We start from the raw sequence: 20,885 nt of genomic DNA, 5'->3' as shown, positions 1-20,885 counted from the left end.
AGTAAGACCCACTATAGTTCAATTTCAACTGTTACCGTGCAGCAGGTAGGTGCCAGCAAGAGACTCTTCTGATTAAAGCTTTGAGCCTATTAAAAAATAGTGATTAAAATTGCCAGATCCCTTATGTAGGGAGTCGTTGAAGGGTCGTATGGTCAATAGCTAAAATACTTTTTGGGAAAGAGTTTCGAGGTTTTTAGGTTTATTCTAATAACTCCGCGAATTCAACAAGTAGCCCTTCGCAGTCTAAAGCTTTGATTTCTTAAATACTAAATCTTAGCTGAGTCAAAACTCTCTTGAAAACACTTATTTTGTAGTATATTTTAAAGCAATGTGTTCCATAAGCATTCTGTGCACAAAGAAATAGCCACCATTTACCCTTCCTAACAAGAGACGATTGCAGCACCAGTCAAGAAATCCACTATAGTTTTTAGGCATAGAGCCAAATTCACTTAAGACTTTTCTAAGAACCCAATGTCTTGTGCAAAAGGCTCCGAAGGGAGACAGAAATCCTATACCAATCAAATACCCAAGGCTTAAAAAAGCTAAATTTAGAAATCTGAAAGGCAAATCTGTCAAAAGAAAAGTGAGGAGGAAATATGCTAATCCAGCAGAAAAACTGACAAAAGTTGAGAGAAAAACAGAATTCTTTAGTGCAAGCCAAGTAAGCTGATTTGGTATATCTTTTTTAGAGGGAGCAATAAAGAGCCAGCCTATAAATCTAGAGAAAATAACAGTCAAAGTGTGAACAAATAAAACAATGGCACTTCCAATAGTTAAAGATGACAAAAAAATCAAAAACAGTGATGAGAATGAAGGAGTTTTCCCAACTATAGTGAATCCAACATAATTCCAAAAAACAAGTCCGATGGCCCCTCCAATCAGAGTAGACAACCTGGGCATAGTAAGAATACTTTGTTTTGCAGCATTATAAGGTAAAATATTAATTACTTGTTGTTCAGAAGCTTCATCGTAAACATATGCTGCTGACAATGCATAAACATTTAAATACACTACTCCAAAATAAGCTCCTGCAATTATCATTGGAGCTACGCATGCAAAGAGCAAATAGATTTGATAATTAAGCTTTTGTCGTTTGTTATCTAACCAAGAGGCATTAATACTCTCTATATAAAAGATCGGCAGAGATTTATCTTGTAGCTTGCGAGCCAAGAAAGACAGCCATTTCGTTGCTAACTTTTTGTCATAATTGGCCAGATCGCTCTTGGATCGAGACAGCATTCTATCTATATATGTTTCAAAAAGATGCTCTCTTTTTGAAAGCTCTGAAATCGAAAGCAGATCATCTTTACCAAAGTCCTTGTACGCCAAAATAATTATAGACAGTATCAAAGGCGTCTTTGCCATAGTTTTAAGAATTGCATCTTCTTTTACCGCTTCCAAGACTCCGTTTAGCGGCTCGCCACAAGCTTCAAGGTACCTAAAAACTCTCCAAGATGGGATCGGTCTAATTGAAAGTGAATGTTGAACGTAAAGCTTTTCTTCAAGCTCTGTATAGTCATCGATTCTAGATGAAATGACTAAGCTAGTGCATGGATATGATCTAATGAATGCATTAATTGCATAAGCACAGTCATTTTGATGATTTTTCTTGACTTCATCCAAGCCGTCGAGAATAATAACAAGATTTTCTTCAATAATCCATCGCTTCGCGATCTTTTCTGGAATAAAATATTGTCGATTAAGCTCTAAAATTAGCCATCTTTCAATGCTAATGGATTTACTAGGCCAGAAAGATAAGTTGAGGAAAAGCGGAATTTTTAGGCTCGCTTGGGATTCAAACTTATCCAATAAATTAAGAGCTAAATCCAGAAGGCTAATAGTTTTACCTGAGCCAGGCTTTCCTACAACAAGCAAGGATTCTCCTTCATTATAAAGCTCAAAAAGCTGAGAAATTGTCTCCGAAGAAGTTAATTTTTTCTTGAGGTAAAGAGATGATTGATACTCAAAATCCCAAGGGCGTTTATTCAGATCAAGCCGCTCTGTCAATCCTAATTCAATTCTAGATCTACTTTCCAAAGACGCTTCAATATATTGCCTTACAAAATTTTTTGATCTGATAGCAAATGACTTGCGCATCCGATCTTGAATTTCAACATCACCTGAAAATATTCCAGGAAAAATACTAACAAAAAAATTTCGGGTTTGAAAAATGATTGATGAGTTATCGAGTTGATATGTATCGCGCCCTGCCTGTCCTACTTTGCCTCCTTCTGATATCCAAGAATCTTTCAGATCTTGTTTATTTTTAATCCAATCTGAGTCTTCCTTCATAGTTTAAAGAAATCCTAAAAACCCGTCATACACAAGCGAAAAAATCTTTTCTAGCAAAGGTCTTACAGACCCAAACAACTCAAAACTCAATCTAGTTAACTCAGTTACCTCTTTTAGATTTTTAGCCATTTCTTCTTTGTTTGGATTGCTAGCCTTAGCTTCGCTTTTTGTAGATTCCAATAATCTAGTAATTCTCTCTAGGTCTTGCTCTGAAAGATTAGAGCTTTTAGTAATACAAATTACCTCTTCAATCAAAGGTATTATTTCTAAGGGCAAAAACTCCTGTTTGACTTGACTCTCAGACAGGTTGTTTGATTGCTTCAGATCGCGACCTGACTGCCCCAACAACCCTGAGATCTGACCATTTACAGTTTGCGACTGACTAATAGAATTGCCTGGCTGTCTTTTTTTGCCAGTTTTGAAGAAGTCAAACATATCTGAACCTCACCTAAGTTTAAAGGCCTTTATCGATGCCTGGTCGCAATCAAAATTCATACTAAAATCTAAAGGGATTCGGATTCGGCGAAAGCAAAATGCATCCCTTTAAAGGAAATCATTCATAAACTCAGAAGAATCTCTTCTAGGTACCAAGTATGCCCAATAACAACTCTAGTAATCATTTCTACCAAACATGTCTTTCTGCGAGGTTACCTAACCAACACATCTATAACTTTTGATCCGTTACACGCCTTATTAGGGCAGCGGCACAAAGTCATACCCAGTGCCCGATCGCGTGCCCGGTTTCACCTCGACCAGCAGCACGGTGGTGTTGCGATCGCCCGACGGCAAGAAGTTGATCGCCCCTGTGGATCCATTGGCGGAGAACCCCTGGGTGGTCAACGCCTGACCGATCGCAGCTCGTCCTGAAGTACCGCTGCCGGGAGCGACATTTCCTACGGTGCGGGCTGAGCTCAACACCTGAAATGCGTCATAGCTAAGGGCGGTGCGCCAGTTGACATCGCCGCCCCAGAGGCCGGAGGAGGTCTGGGCGAAGGGCGGGGTCGATTTAAGTGGATGCCAGGGAACGGTGACCAAAGCGCCTGTCAGGCTGGCCCCGCCCTTTTCCAGAGCATCAATGCGGTAGAAAGCATCGCCAGCCAATACCGGCAGCTGACCATTGTTGAGCTGGGCGACGGCGATCGCCGCATCAAAGGTGGCCGAGTCGGGCAGCAGCACCACAGCATCGGCCCCGCTGCCCTGCAACTCCGCCGCTGGATTGCCCTGGGATAAATCGACCAGTTTGGCCACCTGTCCCCCTTCTAGGCCCAGGGTGGTGGAGAACGCGTCTTGCAGCGACTTGCTGTAGGAGCTTTGGGAGTTGTAGTAGACGATGGGTTTGCTCTTGCCCAGGGTGAGCATGTGACGGGCCAGGGTGGTGCCCGTAAACTGGTCACTGGGAATCACCCGAAAAACAAAGTTGCCGCCCTCCCTGGGCAGCGTGGTCAGCTCTGTGGTGGTGCTGGTGGGGGAGATCATCGGCAGTTGCCCCTGCTGGTAAACAGGTGCAGCCGCCAGGGTGGTGGTGCTAGTGCCGTGGCCGATGACGCCGATGACATCGGGGGCTTGGACTAGAGCGTTGGCGATCGCGGCAGCCTGACCGGCATTGTTGTAATCGTTAGCAATCAGCACCTTCACGGGGGTGCCGGCCTTGATTGCCTCATCCTGGGCCTGGGCCACGCCGCGCAGCAGTTCGCGGGCGGTGTTGGGGCTGTCGCCAATGGGCACTACCGCAGCAATGCCCAAAGCAGGATTAGCCCCAATTCGAGCATTGTTGAGGTAGATCAGCGCTTCTGGGTCGTTGCGAACAGCGTTGCGGGCCGCCTCAAACCGCGCGGCGGCAGTGGCATAGTCGCCCGAGGCGTAGGCGGCAGCCCCAGCTTGCATATCGGGGTTGGGAGCATCAGTAAAGAGGACGCGATCGCCCCAGCTTAGAGCACCGGCTACATCAGCAGGCTGGCCTGGCGTAGTAGTCGGCGTAACAGCAGTGGGGGTTGTCCCGGTACCAGCATTGGCATCCGTGGGGGTCGTCGGCACCGCCGTCGGAGTCTGGGGCGCATCCTTACGCACAAAGGCGTTGTAGCCCGTGAAGCCCAGCGCAGCGAGAAAGATCAGTGCCCCAACCCCCGCGATCAGCGGAGCGATAGACTTGCTCTTTTTCAGCGGTTGGCCGCAGATTTCACATTTCTGGGCCGTGGTGGTGTTTTCTTCGTAGCCGCACTTAGGGCAGGTGACGTGGTTGAAGCTGTCGGTCATGGTTTTAGGGAAAAGGGTGGATGGGTGTTGGGGGGTTTAGGTGAGTTTTAGATCTTGGACCTTGGATGGGAAGAGCCAGGCCAGTTTACCGATTCTCGGCTTTTCAGGGCACAGTCCAAAATCCAAAATCACAAATCTAAAATGCCTAGGGTCTGTTCATCTCGGCCCTGACGTTCTCTTCAATGGTGGCAACTTGCTCGTTAGTGAGGCCGAGTTCTTCCTGAAGTTCCAGAAGCTGGGCCTGCTCTTCTAAGTCAACTTCGCCGTCGTTGTCGAGGAAGGCGCGGAACATCAACCCGTACTCAGCAGCGGCTTGCTCGACGGTATTTTGAGGTTGGTATTGGGCGGCGATCGCATTCGCATCCGCCACCGAAACCCCGTACTTCACGCGGAATTTTTCCAGCAGCTCTAGCTCCGTGGGCGAGGGATTGCCGCGCCGGTAGCAGGTTTCTACTAGCTTGGCGTATTTGACGAGGTTCTCGGAGTCGAGGGAGGGGGGAGGGGGAGAGGATAGGGGAGATGGGGAGGGGGAGGAAGATGAGGAAGTAATGGGGGTAGCGGATGATGGGGTGGTGGGGGCATCCGAGGGGATGAAGAGGCGGTGGGTGGTGACGAAGTTGGAGATAGCGGCCTGGATGCGTTTGTAGTCGTCGCTGTCGGAGCCGCCCGGAATCGTTTGCTCCTGCTGTTGCAGGTAGGTCATTACCTGGGTGTAGAGGGCCTGCTTTTGGGGTTTGGTGGCGGCCTGTTCACCGATCGCCCGAATGCTGTTATCTAGGGTTTCAGCTAGGCGGCGGTTTTGGTCGGTGAGGAGGAAATCCTCGGCTTCTTCCCAGGAGTCTCCCATGACTTCGGTTTTGTCGAAGCCGGTGAGCTTGTCGCGGTAGGTAAATTTGACCTCGGCAAAGCCCGTCACCCGGTTGTCTTCGCGGCGCACCAGGCCCAGGGCGTTGGCCAACATCAGGTTGTAGCGGGCCTGGCGCTCATTGCTGGTTTCGGGCATGACATCGCCAAACTGGCGATAGTCTTGGTGGGTGTGCAGGGGGTTGTGGTCAGCTTGGCTGACGGCGCGGTAGAGCGATCGCATCCGCTCCATGCCCTCAATCAGCCGCAGCGGAAAAGCGCCAATTTCCTGCACAAAGTAGATGTGGTAGGGGTCGTTGAGGGGGCGAATTTCCTTGTCGGTGACGGTGCTGGTTTTGCGGATCATCGGCAGCAGCGCCGAGACTGCCGGGTCGGTGGGTTTGCTGCCGCCCTGGATGCCAACGAGTTTTTGGTACTTCTCCAGCTTGTCGTCCCAGCCCAGCTTCTTTTGCTCCTGGCTGAGGCGCAAAAAGGCTTCCGATTTCTCGAAGGTGGTTTTAATCTGGGCCTCCTGCATTTCCACAGTTGGGTATTGTTCGAGGAATTTGCGGGCGGTGGAGATGTCGAGCTGGCTGCGGCGGCGGAAGACATCCATGGCCTGACCCAGCAGCCGCTCGTAGAGGTCTTTGGTTTTAAGGGCGTCGTAGGGGTAGAGGTCAAATAGGCGCACCCGCAGTTCTTCGAGCACCTGTTGGGAAAGGGTTTGGCAGAGGGTTTCTTCCTGATCGGCGACGGTTTTGCGGTAGGCGGCGTCGATTTCTTTTTCGTCGTAGAGCAGAATGCCGTTCACCGTCAGGCCGCCAGTCTCCCGGGTATAGACACGCTCTTTATCCTTCAGTTCGACCTGGACGTTGCCTAGCACCGTCTCAAAGGCGGTGAGGTCGACCAAGAGCTGGTCAATTTCTTCGCGCAGACCATCGAGCAGCATCACCCCCAGGGTGCGGGCCTTGACTTCAACTTTGGAGACATAGACCTGCTCCAGCGCCTGCATGATGCCCTGAAAGTCATCGAAGATGACTTTCTTGCGATTGAGCATCATCATCTGCTTGGCATGATCGTCGATCTGCTTTAGCAGGGTTTGCAGGGCGTTTTGGGCCGATCGCTCACGGGGCAGCCAGTATTTCTGCCGATCCTCGTCAAATTTGCTGCGAAAGTTGGCAAACACCTCGATTAGCACTTCCAAGAACTGCCGGGTAAACTTCGGCCCCCGGAAGCGGTCTTCCACCATTAGGTAAACCGCCGCCCGCAGTTCCTTGCGCTTCTCAGGGATCAGCCAGGTGAGGTTGTCCCACATCTTTTGGAAGTAGTCGCTCCAGCGCTTGGGGTCGGTGCCGGTGTCGTTGAAGTGGGGGGCGTATTTCTCCTGCTCGTTGGAGATAAATCGCTGGAGATTTTCAAAGGGAATATTCAGGTCGTTGCGGCGCTTGCGCACCCCCGCCACCCAGTCGGCAACTTCTTTGGCGTAGGGCTTTTTGTTGTCGCCCATGCTGATGCTGTCGACGATCTGGTGGTCGTGCTCCGATTCGGCGAGGAACAGACCGGGGAGAATCTCGGTGCGAATCAGGTCGGACATCGCCGCTGGGGCCGGGGTGGGGTTGCTCCACCAGTCCACCAGCTTGGCCGCCAGCCGTGCTGAGCAGGCGTTTAGCACCCGTTCTACCGGAAACTGAATGCTGGAGAGGCCAAAGCTCATGAAATTTTGCGGGTAGCCCAGGGCGTCGGGGCTGGCCCAGTGCTTGCGGACGTTGTCGCGCACCAGCTTTTTGTACTGGCTAAAGCCGGAGCTGAAGTCGAGAAACACGTTCTGCGCCACCATTTCGAGCACGTCGCCCAGGGTGGGAAAGGTGACTTTGTCGTTGCTGTTGCCCACCAGGTAGGTGAAGTTGAAGGGTACATCGAGGCCGCTCTGGGCGGTGATGCGATCGCTCTGGCTGTCGCTGTATTGCACGTCAAAGCGGGTGTCGCCCCGACTGTAGTGGTTGAGCTCCATCAGGGCAGCGTAGGCGTTGGCAATGACGCGATCGCCCAATCCTGAGAACGCCCCCGGCAGCACGAGAAAGGCGCTGGTCTGCGGTAGTTCTGACACCGGCACCCAGTCGCGCAGGTTGTAGGCTAGATCCATCACCATGCCGGAACCAGTGCCGCCGGAGAGCGAGCAAACCACAAAGATGTTGATGCCTTTGTCGAGCTGCACCTTCCAGCGATCGAGCATGAGTTTCTCATGGCCGACGATGCGCCCCTTGGCCTTGGTGAAGTAGTCCTTAATCAGCGGGTAGTTGAGGCTGAAGGCAAACCGGCCCAGGGCGCGAATTTGACCTGCCCCAGAGAGGATCGAGTCGGTACCCTTGAGTTCGCTGGGGAACCATTCGTCTAAATATTGGTAGGCTGACAGCTTGTTGAGAATGGCCTTGGCGTCTTCGACCTTGGCCCACACCTGCTCGATGGGGCGCAGGGAGATGTCTTGCTTGAGGACGGTTTGAGCTTCGGAGACCTTGGCGTTTTGCTCGGTGTCGATGTGCAAAAACGAGACGATCGGCAGGGCATCAAGGGAGCCGTACTGCTCCACGATCATGCGGCGAATTTTGATCAGGATCTCTTTGCCAGTGCCCCCCACGCCAATGATGACGGTGGGGGTCATGCCGGTATATTCGCTCATAAGATGGGGCACCGAGGGAGGGCTACTGCCTGTTAGGTTTCCCAGGTAACTTCCGTAAGATTACGGGCATTCCGCAAGAGCTTATCAAAAGTTGACGATTAGCTGGGGAGGCCTGGTTGCGATCGCAGGGTACCCCAGGCCCAGCGGTACAACCATCTATCGGCAGGTGGGTTGGTCGGCTAGTGGATGGGGGCCATTGGGGCGATCGCGCCCTAAAAAAAGGTTAAGCCTGAGGGTCTAGGCGGCTTGTCTCAGCAGTGTGATCGCTAGACTTGAGAAGCAACGGCACTTCAGGCGCTATGTTTAGAGGTTTTGCCTGGCCACACTCTGCCCCTACCCGCCATACCTGTGACCTATTCCCCTGCTAAATCCTTCAAGGCCCGTCGGCTGCTGCCCTGGGTGGTGGCAATCACGCTGCTGCTAGTGTTTTCGGGCAGCCTAGTGCATCTGCTCACCGAGTCGTGGTGGTTTGAGTCGGTGGGCTACGCGTCGGTGTTTTGGGTACGCATCAAGTGGCAGCTCGCCCTGGGGGTGGGGTCGTTTGTCGTCTACGGCGGAGTGCTGTGGGCCAACTATCAGATCGCGCGGCAGATCACCCGCGATCGCGTCTACCGCTTTTTGAGTCGCTACAGTGACCCAGCCCAGCGCCAGCAGATCGAACGCTTTACCCATCTGGGAGTGGCAGGGCTGGTGTTTCTGCTCTCGCTGGGGGTGGCGCTGCGGGCATCGTCGGCTTGGCAAACGGTGCTGCAATTTCTCAACCCCACTGAGTTTGGCACCCCTGACCCCATCTTTCAGCGCGACATCGGCTTTTACATGTTTAAGCTGCCCCTGTGGCAGGGGTTACAAGACAATTTGCTGGGCCTGCTGGTGTGGTCGCTGCTGCTGGCCAGTGCCGTGTATGCCCTCAAAGGTGAGGTGCGCCCTGAGCGCGGCTGGAAATACTTTCTCACCGGGGAAGCTAAAGCTCACCTGTGTCTGCTGCTGGCGGCGATCGCGGCCCTGCTGGCGGTAGGCTTTTGGCTCGATCGCTTTTCGCTGCTCTACTCCGACAGCGGCGTCATTTTTGGGGCGGGCTATACCGATGTCCACGCCCGGCTCCAGTCGTTTTGGTTAATGGGGTTTGTCACCCTGGCGGTGGCGGCGCTGTTTTTGATTGCCCTAGGGCGCAGCGGCTTTTCGCTGCCCATCTTTGGCATTGTCATCTACCTGGGCGTGCTGGTGCTGGTCAATGGCATGTACCCCTGGGTTCAGCAAAACTTTGTGGTTGAGCCCAACGAACTCACCATGGAGCGCCCCTACATCGAGCACAACATTGCCTTCACGCGCGAGGCCTACAACCTCACCAGCGTGGTGTCAGAGCCATTCCCCGCCAACAATAGCCTCGATCGCGCGGTGATCGACGCCAATGAGCCTACCATCGGCAACATTCGCCTGTGGGACTACGCCCCCCTGCTCAGCACCTACAAGCAGCTGCAAGAGATTCGCCTCTACTACAACTTTGAGGATGTGGATGTTGACCGCTACACCCTCAACGGCGACTACCGCCAGGTCACCCTCTCGGCCCGCGAGCTGCCGGTCGAGCAATTGCCCCCTGAGGCCCAAAACTGGATCAACCGTCAGCTCAAATTTACCCACGGCTTTGGCATCGTGATGAGCCCGGTCAACCAGGTCACCCCCAACGGGCTGCCCGATTTCTTTATTCGCAACGTGCCCCCGGTTTCCACCGTCGATTTGCCCCTCGACCAGCCCCGCCTCTACTATGGTGAAAGCACCGACAACTACATTTTTACCGGGGCCAATACCGACGAGTTTGATTATCCCCAAGGCGACACCAACGCGGCTTACCGTTACACCGGGGCAGGCGGCGTGCCGCTCAACTCGTGGCTGCGACGGCTGGCCTATGCCTTTGATCTGGGCAACGTGCGAGTGCTGATCTCCAACTATTTCAGCCCCACAACCCGCATTCACTACCACCGGCTGATCACTGAGCGGGTGCGACAGGTGGCCCCCTTTCTCACCTACGACAGCGACCCCTACCCGGCGGTAATCGATGGGCGTATCAAGTGGATTTTGGATGGCTATACGAGCAGCGATCGCTACCCCTACTCCGAGCCCCTCAACCGCCGCACCGACATGGTCTCGCTGGTGGAGAACACCAACCCCCTGATGCGCAACGGCGTCAACTACATTCGCGATGCGGTTAAGGTGTTTGTCGATGCCTACGACGGCAGCCTGGAGTTTTATGCGCGCGATCGCGACGACCCGCTGCTGGCCACCTACAGCCAAATTTTCCCCAACCTGTTTAAGCCCATCGAAGAGCTGCCCGCCAACTACCGCGAGCACCTGCGCTACCCCCTAGACATTTTCACCGTGCAGGCCCAGATGTACCGCGCCTACCACATGGAGAACCCAGAAGTCTTCTACAACCGTGAAGACCTCTGGCGCTTTCCAGAGCATGGGGAAGAGGGCGCAGCAGAGCCTATGGAGCCCTACTACGTGATTATGAAGCTGCCCCAGCTAGAGGGAGAGGAGTTTATGCAAATTCTCCCCTTTACCCCCGCCAACCGCGACAACATGATCGCCTGGATGGCAGGTGGCTCCGACGGCGACAACTATGGCAAGCTGCTGCTCTACGAATTTCCGAAGCAAGAGCTGGTGTTTGGCCCCACCCAGATCGAGGCCCGCATCAGCCAAACTCCCGAAATTTCTGAGCAGCTCACCCTCTGGAGCCAGCAGGGGTCAGGGGTCATTCGCGGCACCCTGCTGGTGATCCCCGTCGAGCAATCACTGCTCTATGTGCAGCCCATTTACCTGCGGGCCGATCAGGGCGAGCTGCCCGCGCTGCAACGGGTGATTGTGGCCTACAGCGATCGCGTGGTCATGCGAGAAACCTTGACCCAAAGCCTAGACGCTATTTTTGGTGATGCAGTTGCCCCACCGCCCACCCCCGCTGTTCCCGGTACCGAACCGGCACCGCCTAGCACAGTATCCGATCTGGTGCAGTCGGCGCTGGAATCGTACCAGAGTGGCCAACAGGCTCTTCAACAGGGCGACTGGCAGCGCTACGGCGAAGCCCAGCAGCAGCTAGAGCGTGCTTTACAGGAGCTAAATCAACAAAATCCGTAACATTTGGGACGACATTACCTCAGGTTTACGCCCTGTGAGCCAATGATTGTGTCAATATCAGCCACCACGGGCATACTATAGGGAATTCTCCGGCCTGTGCGCTGAATTCATCGAATTCAATAGACCCCTATGTCTAATACGCCCCCCACTGTTCTGCAACTGGCCCGTCAGGGTGACCCAGAGGCGATCGCGGCTCTGATGAATCGCCACCTAGAGGCCCAGGGTATCACTGCCCACGTGGTGCAACACGACAGCACCCTTCAGGTAAACCTAGAGGCTGCCCAAATCCCTAACCAGGCCGATCTGGTCGCCTATGTTAAAAAAGGCGTTGCCGGACTGGAGCTAGCCACCGTTCAACAACTGACCGTTAGCGGTAAACAACTGGGGGCTGACACCAGCGCCTGGAGTGAAAACCTGGTGCTGCAAGACTCCCCGGTTGGCGATCTCGACTTTGACCTAGGTCTAGCGCCCACCCCCGCCAGCGATGACCTCGATCTCGGGTTTGACCTCGACAGCCCTAGCAGTGCTGACCTTGACCTCGATCAGCTAGGCGACTTTGACGCATCCCTAGGCAATGACTTTGGCGGTGCCGACCTCGATTTAGGGTTTACCGATAGCCCTAGCGATCTCGACCTCAATGCCCCGTCCGACTTTGACCTGAGCTTTACCGACGATAGCGCCAGCGACTTTGGCCTCGATCTGACCGACACCAGCCTCTCCGAAAGCGGTACTGACTTGGGGGCCACCGATGATTTTGGCTTAGAGTTCACCGACACTGCCGACGCCAGCGATCTCGATTTTGATCTAGGTCTTAGTGAAGAGCCGAGCGAGGCTGAGGCCACCGATCTAGACTTTGACCTAGAGTTCTCAGAGCCTACCGCTACTGAGTCTGCCGCTGATTTTGATCTCGACCTGGCCCTGGCCGATGCCCCCGCGACTGACCTGAGCCTTACCGAAGACTCGGCGAGCGCCGCACCCAACGATACTGAGCTGGACTTTGACCTAGACCTTGAAGAGGCACCCGCCGGTACCGCAGACAACCTAGGCCTTGACTTAGACTTCATGGATGCGCCTGAGGAAAGTGCTCCAGCAAGCGATTTTGACCTCGATTTAGGCATGGACGACCCCGCTATGGGTGGCGAAGTTGCCGAGGCCTCAGATGATGATTTAGACCTGAATCTAGGCCCAGACCCATTACCCACTGTTGGGGCTGACACCGATTTAGATTTTGATCTAGACGACGAAGCCCCTATCACTACTGATGCGTTGGATTTGGATCTTGGCCTCAATGACGATGATTTAGACCTAAATCTAGGCCCAGACCCATCACCCACTGTCGGGGCTGACACCGGTCTAGATTTTGACATAGACGGCGAAGACGCCCTCACTACTGATGCATTAGATTTAGATCTTGGCCCCAATGATGTGCCTACCGGAGCAGGCGATGGGTTCGACTTTGACTTGAGCACGGACGCCAGCGACCTAGATCTAGATTTTGCCGCTGCCGATCAGGCTGCTTTGGATTTAGAAGCCCAGCAGTGGGCCGCCGACAGTGGCCCTGATGAGATTGCAGACTTTGATCTCGACTTTGAGAGCAGCCCAGACCTGAGTGAGACAGTTGGGGATCAGGCTGCGATCGCAGCCGATGACCTCGACTTCGATCTCAACGCCCCTGCGTCTTCCCCCACTGCCCCCGACATCGATCTAGACGACCTTTGGAGCAGTGGCGACGCCAGCCCAGATCTGGGCATCGCTTCCGCCGCAGGTTCGGCAGACAGTACCGCCGCCCCTTGGGCCGACGATTTGTCTGGCATGGATGACTTAGGCAACTTTGACGACGACTTGAGTGACGAAAGTTTGAGCGGCGAAGCCGTTCTCGCCGACGATCTCACCAACTTAGAGGACATTCCCAGCGATCTAGATTTTTCTGAGATAGAACCAGACCCTCTAGCGGCTACTGAGTTCGATGCTGGCTTAGATTTAGAACTGGATGCAGGATTTGATTTAGAAGCACCGATAGCTGAGGAAAGCACACCCGATGCCTATGCCTTTCCTGACCTCGATCTAGGCAGCGACAGCGCCGATTCAAGCCTAGAAGCGGGTTTAGAGCCTCTACCCTCCGACCTGCTGACCCCAGAAGAGTTGGTGTTTGAGGATTTAGGCGCAGCTGCTGATCTAGACCTGACGGAACCCGCTGCCTTTGCAGGCAGCGACTGGACTGCAGAGGAGCCTGATCTCACTGTCGATGCTGACGCTGACCTGGGCACCTACAGCGATCTAGGCACTTACAACGACCTAGGTACCTACGACGATCTGGGCACTGCTGACCTAGCCGAGGGCGATCTGAATGATGTAGCGATCGGCACCCCCTTCTCCAGCGATTTTGATTTAGAAGCCGGGGCCGAAGATCCAGTTCTAGAACCCTTCGACATGGATGCTTTCCCCCCCGAAGAGGGCGACTTGAGCGTCTCCCAGGCCAATACTCTGCCGTGGGCAGCGGAAGACAATAGCTTCGACCCTAACTTAGTGCTAGACTCCCCGGCTGACTTCGGGGCTGAACCGGAGAGTGCCTTCGATCCTGACCTAACCTTCGATTCTCAAGCTGAGGATCCCTACGCCACGCCAAATCCCTTTGCAGCCGACTCCTACGAGGCAGGCTTTGGGGCCGATGCCGATCTGCCTTTCTCAACCATGGAGTTAGACCAAACTGTTGAGGGCGACGTTATGGCTGACTTCGCCATGTCTGACGATCTGAGCAACGTTGACGCAGCCTTTTTAGAGCAGCCCGAGGATTATTCTGCTGAGGCCATGCCGGCTGCTGGCCTCAGCAGCAATGACATCGTAGGGGATCCAGCCTTTGAGCCCGTCGAGTTTGGCCACGACGAGTTTGAGTCCCCCAGTTTTGAGGCCGCAGGGTTAAGCGACACAGGCTTTGAGACCGATTTCGGCACCGAGGGTTTTGCCGATGAGGGTTTTGCTGATGAAGGCTTTGGGAATGCAAGCTTTGATGATGAAGGCTTTGATGATGAAGCCTTTAGCGAGAGTGCCCTAGATAGTAACGGCTTTATCCAAGACCGCAATGGGGTGGTCTTAACAGATGATGAACCCGACGCTACCGACGACTTCATTCAGGAGTTTGGTTCCGACCCCTCTACCCACGTAGCCCTCACTCCAGACCAGTTTAATGACGACGGCAGTGTCCGCCGGTCAGGTGGAGGGTCTGGCTTGCCTATGCGCTTGATTTTGGTGGGCCTGGGGGTTCTAGCTCTAGCTCTAGTTGGCCTGCTGTTCATCCGCAGTCGCTTGCAGCAGCCTACCCCAGGGGGAGATCCCGTCATCACCGAACCTGCTGCGCCACCTCCGGTTGACCCAGCGGCTGTACCCGAAGAGGATCTGTTTAGGCAAGCGGTCAATGCGGCTCAAACCGCCGCCAACCAGGCTCAAACTGCTACTACCCCGGCCCAATGGCAGGAGGTAGCCGACGCTTGGGCCCAAGCGATCGCTCTGATGCAGCGAGTGCCCGCCTCTGACCCCAACTACGCCACGGCCCAGCAAAAGGCGGTTGACTATCAGCCCAACCTTAACTATGCCCGGCAAAACGCTCAGTAGTCGTAGTCAACCCGCCTGATAGGATTCGCCATGGGTTGCGATCGCAACCCATGGCGAATCCTAAAGTGCCTAACTGGTCTAGAAAACCCGAGTTTATAGCGAGAGGCCAAACTGCCTAGCCACCACAGCGGTTATGCAGACGCTTGCCAGTCAGCTAGTTAACCAGCCCGTACTTTTAGCCAATATGCCCTTGGGAAAGCGCTATCTGATGCCTCGGTCATGAAGTATAGTGCTGCTGATTTTCCACAGGCTGGGGCCGCCGGGTAGAATGGGACGGTTGTATTCTGACCAAAGCCTTGATTGAACGCTACACCCTGCCCGAAATGGGCGATCTCTGGACCGACGACTACAAATTTAAAACCTGGCTGCGGGTCGAAATCGCGGTGTGCGAAGCCCAGGCCGAGCTGGGCTACATTCCCGAGGAAGCGGTCGAAGAAATCAAGGCTAAGGCCAAGTTTGACCCCAAGCGCATTCTTGAGATTGAGGCAGAGGTGCGTCACGATGTGATCGCCTTTCTCACCAACGTCAACGAATATGTGGGTGACGCGGGCCGCTATATTCACCTGGGCATGACCAGCTCCGACATGCTTGACACGGCCCTGTCGCTGCAGCTGGTGGATAGCCTACAGGTGATCATGACCCATGTGGAGAGCCTGATTCAGGCGATTCGCTACCGGGCTCAGGAGCACCGCGATACGGTGATGATTGGTCGCTCCCACGGCATCCACGCGGAGCCGATTACCTTTGGTTTTAAGCTGGCTGGCTGGCTGGCTGAGATGCTGCGCCACCGGGAGCGGCTGACTCATTTACAGGATGCGATCGCCGTTGGCAAAATCTCTGGTGCCGTGGGCACCTACGCCAACATCGATCCCAAAATTGAGGCCCTAGCTTGCCAAAACCTGGGCCTGCGCCCCGACACCGCTTCCACCCAGGTGCTCTCCCGCGATATCCACGCCGACTTTATGAACGCTCTAGCTCTACTAGGGGCATCGATCGAGCGGTTTGCAGTCGAAATTCGCAACTTGCAGCGTACCGACGTACTGGAAGTAGAGGAATTTTTCTCTAAAAAGCAGAAGGGCTCATCGGCCATGCCCCACAAGCGCAACCCCATTCGCTCAGAGCGGCTGACGGGGATGGCGAGACTGCTGCGGGGCAACGCCATGGCGGCCCTAGAGAATGTGGCCCTGTGGCACGAGCGCGATATTTCCCACAGCTCAGTGGAGCGGGTGGCTTTTCCTGACAGCTGCATTCTCACCCACTTCATGCTGGTAGAAACCACTGAGCTGATCAAAAATCTGCTGGTCTACCCCGAAAATATGGCCCGCAATATGAATGTTTACGGCGGCGTCGTCTTTAGCCAGGGCGTACTGCTGGCCCTCGTGGATAAGGGGCTAGCGCGGGAAGAGGCCTATGCGATCGTGCAGTCTTGCGCCCACCAGGCCTGGAACACCGACGACGGCAACTTTCGCGGGCTGATTGAGGCCGATGAGCAGGTGACGGCCCACCTCTCTCAGGCAGAAATTGACCTCTGCTTTAGCCCCGATCGCCACCTGCGCAACCTCGACCAGGTTTACCAACGTCTAGGGATCTGAGCCAAAACGCTCGGCCCATAACTGACGGGTCAGACAACCTAAGACTTTTTGGCGAGAGTTTGCGCTAATTAATGCGCGTTGACCTGGCCTCACCTGCCTAGGAGAGGCCAGGTCAATGCGCCCTCTCTCATTTCAGGAGCACCCATGGCTGCATTGACAACCGGAGATAGCGCAGCAGGGCTGCTCAGCTTTTTGCCCGATAGCCCCATCGTGGCCTTCACGGTGCTGCTGCTGGTGACGACGAAGCCACCTGTTCCCTCGTGCTGTTTGGGGAGCCTCACACCTAGCGCCCAATGAAAAGCCCCCTGGCACAGTGTCAGGAGGCTTTAAGAAACTACCATGACCGATTACAAAGCCGACTTGGTGCCAGGCTTAACCTCATCCGATCGCTGAAACACATCTTCTAAGGACGCGCGCTTGCCATCGGTTTGGTTAGTGCGCATCCTGTTAAACACGTTAGCTAGCAGCGCATCCAGCGAAAATTGACCGCCGCCGTTGATGACAAAAAACAGAAAAGTGGCAGCGTAGAGGGCAGACAGTTCCAGGTAAGGAATGCTAAAACCCGCTACCTTGATGTGGTGATACATCGCCACCAGCATGGTGAAAACCAGCCCCATAGCAGCAGGGCGAGTGAACAAGCCTAGAGCCACAAGAGGAGCACCGATCAGCTCAGTGAACGCTGCCATGTAGCTCAGGGTGATGGGGAAGGGCAGCCCTAGGTAGGCTACGTAGGCATTGGCAAAACTCTCGATGTTGGCTAACTTGTCAAGACCGTTGTGAACCATGACAACGCCAGCGACGATTCTCAGAATTGTCCAAGAAATCTGAAAAGCGGTATTGGTTGACTGATTGGGCTGAAGCGCAAGACTTCCCAAGGCTAGAACGCGTTGCTGAGCAATCATAGGATTTAGAAAACTTAACATCGTTATTAATTATCGTAACGAAGTTTCAAGGGAAGTAAAGGGTTCGCCTGTCCCAATTTGCTTTTTTCACTAAAAAATGCTGCTCCAGCTCAGGCGCAGCAATTAAATCAACCGGTTGCTTGACCATTTCAAAACGTCGCGCCAAAATCCGAGCTATTTAGCGCCTCGGAGCCCCAGGGAAGTTTTGTTGGGGGCGATCGCACGCTCTAACCCTCGTGGGCTGGTAGCTAAGCGGTGCTGCGGCAGTTGGTATTCGTCTTGGGGCACGGAGCCTGCATGATAGAGCTGTGACCTATGGGGGATTCTGAGGGGCCGTGTTAACTTTTTTATCTAGTTGTCGCTGCACCTTGTGAGAGGGCGTAATGGAACTTGATAATTAATTTAGAAACGCAGATAAATCAAGGACACACCCATGGGTTTAATTAAGTCTATTTTTGGGGCCATCTTTGGGCTGCTTGGCGGCATCTTCAAAACCGTTAGCGGCCTGGTAGGTCTGGGCAAAAAGTCTGAGTTTTTCATGGAACTCGATGAGTCTGACAACAGCGCCCAACCGGCAGCCGCTCTCACGGCCCCTGCCGAGGCTAAGTCTACTGCTCCAGCAAAAGCGGTGACCCCAGCCGCAGCTAAAGCTCCGGCCAAGGCCTCAGCCAAAGCAGCGCCCAAAGCTCCAGCAAAAGTTGCCCCGGCTCCTGCTCCTGTAGCAACGGCACCTGCTGAGCCAGCACCTACCGCCTTTGCCTCTACCTACCTCACCACCGTGGGTACTTCTCTACCCCGTCGTCGTCGTCCCGGCCCTAGCCTGTCTCCTTTTCTAAATATGGCTAAGCAGGTCAAGACCCGCTAGACCAACGCTCTACGCGTGCACTAGGGATGATCCGGAAGTTCGGGGTTGATGGCTCGTTGTTAGCCTTAACCCTGAACTTTATTTTTTTGAATTTCCCGCTCCTCCCTCTACCACAAACCGGAGACCGCTATAGAGGTGAAAGGCGGCATCCCAAGGCGAGGGCAGCGATCGCCCCATCTCCACCTGGTGCTCAAAGGACGGCAGCAGTTCGATTAAATCTAGAGCGCTCTCTCCAAAGCCGCTGAAATCGGTAAGCGGGGCTGAAGCGATCTGGGCCGAAAAGTAGCTTTTCATAGCCTTCCAGGCAGTGGCAGCAATCAAGGGCGACGGCCATGCTGCCACCGGGGGCATCGGCACTGCCTCACGAAACTTATAGGTGCGATCGCACAGCCGCAGCACACAGCCGCGCCCGTGCAGGTGCCAGTCAATTACTTCACCGTAGTCTTGGGTGGCATCTTTGCGCTTGAGCTTGCCACGCACGTCTAAATCCACCACCGATTCATAAATAGGCAGCTGCCCCACGACCCATTGGGTAATATCCCCCCAGGTGAGCTGAATGGTGCCCTGCTGGCCTGCACTGTTGAGGCAAACCACCGTCAACTCTGGCTCCACAGCGCGAATCGACTGCACCCGAAAGGTATCCACTCCCTTAACCTGATCCACCGTAGCCCAGCGGGCGGGAGTGCCCTCAGACCGCAACTGTTCACAAAAATACTGAGTTTCTCCTGCTGGCCCAACCCGCAGCAGTCGCCAGTGCTTACTGGGTAGCCGAGTTCTAGCCGTATAAGCATCAATTCGCATCACTCGGGCTAGGCCCTGGGCCGCCGGTTCTCGGCGATCGCCCGTTACCGGCTCTAGCACCAGCATAGCCGTCGCCGCCGCGCCTGGCTGCTGCTTGGCCGCAAGCAGATCGTGCTCTCGACGCTGGGCCATTTGGTCGCGCACCCGTTGCACCCCTTCCCGCGCCTGGCTCAGCACCTTAGTGTTGGCGGTACTTTGCAGCAGCCGAGTATAGGTGATCTGGGCTTTCTCTAGTTCGGTTTTAGCTTCCCAGTACTGTCCCATGGCCAGTTTAAGCCAGGGATCTTGAGGCGTTTTTTGCTGCCACTGCTTAATCAATTGGGCTGCCTGGGTCAGCTGCTGAGCCCCAAGGGCAGCAGAAACAAGGTCGTACATAGGTAGGCAATGGAGATCTGCGCGTGGTACGACTCTAGCATTTGCACTCGGGCTAGACTCGAGTAGGCTGTCAGCTAAAGGGCGATCGCAGCGGCTGACACAACCACCGCACCTTATCGGGCACCAGCATGGGACAGATCAACGCTGCCGAAGTTGAGGCTGAGAGCAATATTGATGTTTTCAAACATATTAATCAACCAGGCCACCGTTTCACTGGAGGCGGTCTCGTAGTGGTTAAACAACAGCGAAAACCGCCGCTCTAAGAAAGGCCTGACTTTTTGACAAATCAACAAAATTCTGAGCAGCAGCCCCGTGGTGTGCACTGGCCCTAGGTTGTTGATTAAGTCAAGAAAGACGTAGTGTTGCCGACCAGCGCTGGGGTCAACCACCAAAAAGTTGAACAGGTTGCTACAGGTGCGCACCTTGAGAAAGTCATCCATTGGGTTGCTGTCGCTGTCGGTAAAGGTAGACAGCAGGTGGTCTTGCAGCATGGCTCTGAACTGTCGCTGACTGTAGTCAGCATTGACATCGGCAACGATGTAGTCAAGCAGGTCTTCTTTGAACTGGCGAAACGAGCCCCCATGGTTGTGGTGAAGCAAAAACCGCTGGGCTCCGTCGCGATAGCTTTGGCCATGATCACGGCGGCGAGCAAAGTGCTTGAGCGACAAGACCAGCTCTTTGTCGTTTAACAACGTGGGATTGGGCACCATCCGTAGCCGATCGGCAAAGTCTGTCTGCCCCTGACGATGCAGTCGCCCCCGCCGCACGCGGTAGGTGACGTAGTGGCTGAGGTCAACCTCAAATTTATGCTGGGCCTCGACCTGCATGTGGCGCACATACTGCTGATGCTGGAGGTCACTGTCTTCAGTCACCAGGCAGTGCTCGTAAAGATAGGGATAGCGGTTGATCAGCGACCCAAGCGGAACCGCTTCGGCCTGTCGATTGCGGGGTAAAGCAGAATGGCGAGCTTCAATAACCCGCGCCAGCCGCTTGAGGGCAAAATATTGCTCCGTGTCTCGAAAGTCGTGAGTGACTTGACGCAAGCGACGAATGGGCCGCGATCGCGACAACTCCGGCACCCGATCGGCAGGCACAGACTCCAGCAGCTCAATCAAGACAGGAATAGCCGGCTGCAGCTGAGTATTAGTTTGCCAGCGGTTGATGAGAATGTGGCAGCAACGGTTGAGAATGAACCGAAAATATTCTTCGATCTCCTGGCAGGCGAGCAAGCGATCGAGGGCCGCCACGACATCGCGATCGGGGTAGCCAAATCCGTCAAGGAAGAGCGCCTGAAATCGATCGATCATGGCATCGGGAGACTCAACGCTCACGCAGGCCAGCAGATGACTATAGAGACGCTGCTCGTCAGCGGTGGTAATTCGATTGTTATGGGTCGCTTTTGTCTTCACGGCTTTACCGCCCTTGCCCCACCAACAGATGCACTTAGCAAACTAAGCCCATACGGACTGCGATGAGAAGAACTTTCGATGCTAAATTTACTGACTAAAGTACGAATTCAAAAGATGCACGGTTTTGATGGCAGCAAC

General features: G+C 54.2%; 12 protein-coding genes. 5 read left to right on the top strand and 7 right to left on the bottom strand.

Annotation, left to right across the window (positions count from 1 at the left end; translation table 11 throughout):
- Positions 1-303: 303 nt before the first annotated feature.
- The 4 genes from H6G07_RS12105 to H6G07_RS12090 all read right to left on the bottom strand — a co-directional run bounded on the left by H6G07_RS12105 (position 304) and on the right by H6G07_RS12090 (position 8,065).
- A complete protein-coding gene (locus tag H6G07_RS12105; RefSeq protein ID WP_073608161.1) occupies positions 304-2,292 on the bottom strand; it encodes an NACHT domain-containing protein in 1,989 nt (662 codons plus the stop codon).
- Between the two features lie 3 nt (positions 2,293-2,295).
- Positions 2,296-2,727: a hypothetical protein gene (locus H6G07_RS12100; RefSeq protein ID WP_073608162.1), complete on the bottom strand. Its 432-nt coding sequence runs from the start codon at positions 2,725-2,727 to the stop codon at positions 2,296-2,298.
- Positions 2,728-2,985: 258 nt separating this feature from the next.
- A complete protein-coding gene (locus tag H6G07_RS12095; protein ID WP_073608163.1) occupies positions 2,986-4,545 on the bottom strand; it encodes an ABC transporter substrate-binding protein in 1,560 nt (519 codons plus the stop codon).
- 145 nt (positions 4,546-4,690) lie between these two features.
- Positions 4,691-8,065: a tubulin-like doman-containing protein gene (locus tag H6G07_RS12090; RefSeq protein ID WP_199312043.1), complete on the bottom strand. Its 3,375-nt coding sequence runs from the start codon at positions 8,063-8,065 to the stop codon at positions 4,691-4,693.
- Positions 8,066-8,413: 348 nt separating this feature from the next.
- Here H6G07_RS12090 and H6G07_RS12085 point away from each other — a divergent pair, with 348 nt between their 5' ends.
- The 4 genes from H6G07_RS12085 (at position 8,414) to H6G07_RS12070 (ending at position 16,692) form a co-directional block, all read left to right on the top strand.
- Positions 8,414-11,194, top strand: a complete 2,781-nt coding sequence (locus H6G07_RS12085) for a UPF0182 family membrane protein (protein ID WP_073608164.1) — start codon at positions 8,414-8,416, stop codon at positions 11,192-11,194.
- Positions 11,195-11,323: 129 nt separating this feature from the next.
- Positions 11,324-14,803 carry a hypothetical protein gene (locus H6G07_RS12080; protein WP_073608165.1) on the top strand — a complete coding sequence of 1,160 codons (3,480 nt, stop codon included), beginning with the start codon at positions 11,324-11,326 and terminating at the stop codon, positions 14,801-14,803.
- Between the two features lie 296 nt (positions 14,804-15,099).
- Complete coding sequence (gene purB / locus H6G07_RS12075) at positions 15,100-16,395, top strand: adenylosuccinate lyase (RefSeq protein WP_073608166.1); 1,296 nt, start codon at positions 15,100-15,102, stop codon at positions 16,393-16,395.
- A 144-nt stretch (positions 16,396-16,539) separates the two neighbouring features.
- On the top strand, positions 16,540-16,692 hold the full coding sequence (locus tag H6G07_RS12070) for a hypothetical protein (protein WP_171972990.1): 153 nt from the start codon (positions 16,540-16,542) through the stop codon (positions 16,690-16,692).
- A 50-nt stretch (positions 16,693-16,742) separates the two neighbouring features.
- Here H6G07_RS12070 and H6G07_RS12065 read toward each other — a convergent pair whose 3' ends face one another.
- Positions 16,743-17,297 carry a DoxX family protein gene (locus H6G07_RS12065; RefSeq protein WP_073608167.1) on the bottom strand — a complete coding sequence of 185 codons (555 nt, stop codon included), beginning with the start codon at positions 17,295-17,297 and terminating at the stop codon, positions 16,743-16,745.
- Between the two features lie 433 nt (positions 17,298-17,730).
- On the opposite strand from H6G07_RS12065, the gene H6G07_RS12060 reads away from it, so the two are divergent.
- On the top strand, positions 17,731-18,162 hold the full coding sequence (locus tag H6G07_RS12060; protein ID WP_199312042.1) for a hypothetical protein: 432 nt from the start codon (positions 17,731-17,733) through the stop codon (positions 18,160-18,162).
- A 78-nt stretch (positions 18,163-18,240) separates the two neighbouring features.
- Here the strand turns inward: H6G07_RS12060 and H6G07_RS12055 are convergent, their stop codons facing one another.
- Positions 18,241-19,338, bottom strand: coding sequence for a hypothetical protein (locus tag H6G07_RS12055; protein ID WP_073608168.1), 1,098 nt, complete (start codon positions 19,336-19,338; stop codon positions 18,241-18,243).
- A gap of 113 nt (positions 19,339-19,451) precedes the next feature.
- Positions 19,452-20,747, bottom strand: a complete 1,296-nt coding sequence (locus H6G07_RS12050; protein WP_073608169.1) for a Sll1247 family protein — start codon at positions 20,745-20,747, stop codon at positions 19,452-19,454.
- Positions 20,748-20,885: the final 138 nt, after the last annotated feature.

It is taken from the genome of Phormidium tenue FACHB-1052, from assembly GCF_014696675.1.
Lineage (GTDB): Bacteria > Cyanobacteriota > Cyanobacteriia > Phormidesmidales > Phormidesmidaceae > Nodosilinea > Nodosilinea tenuis_A.
This window is presented reverse-complemented; position numbering and strand designations above follow the sequence as displayed.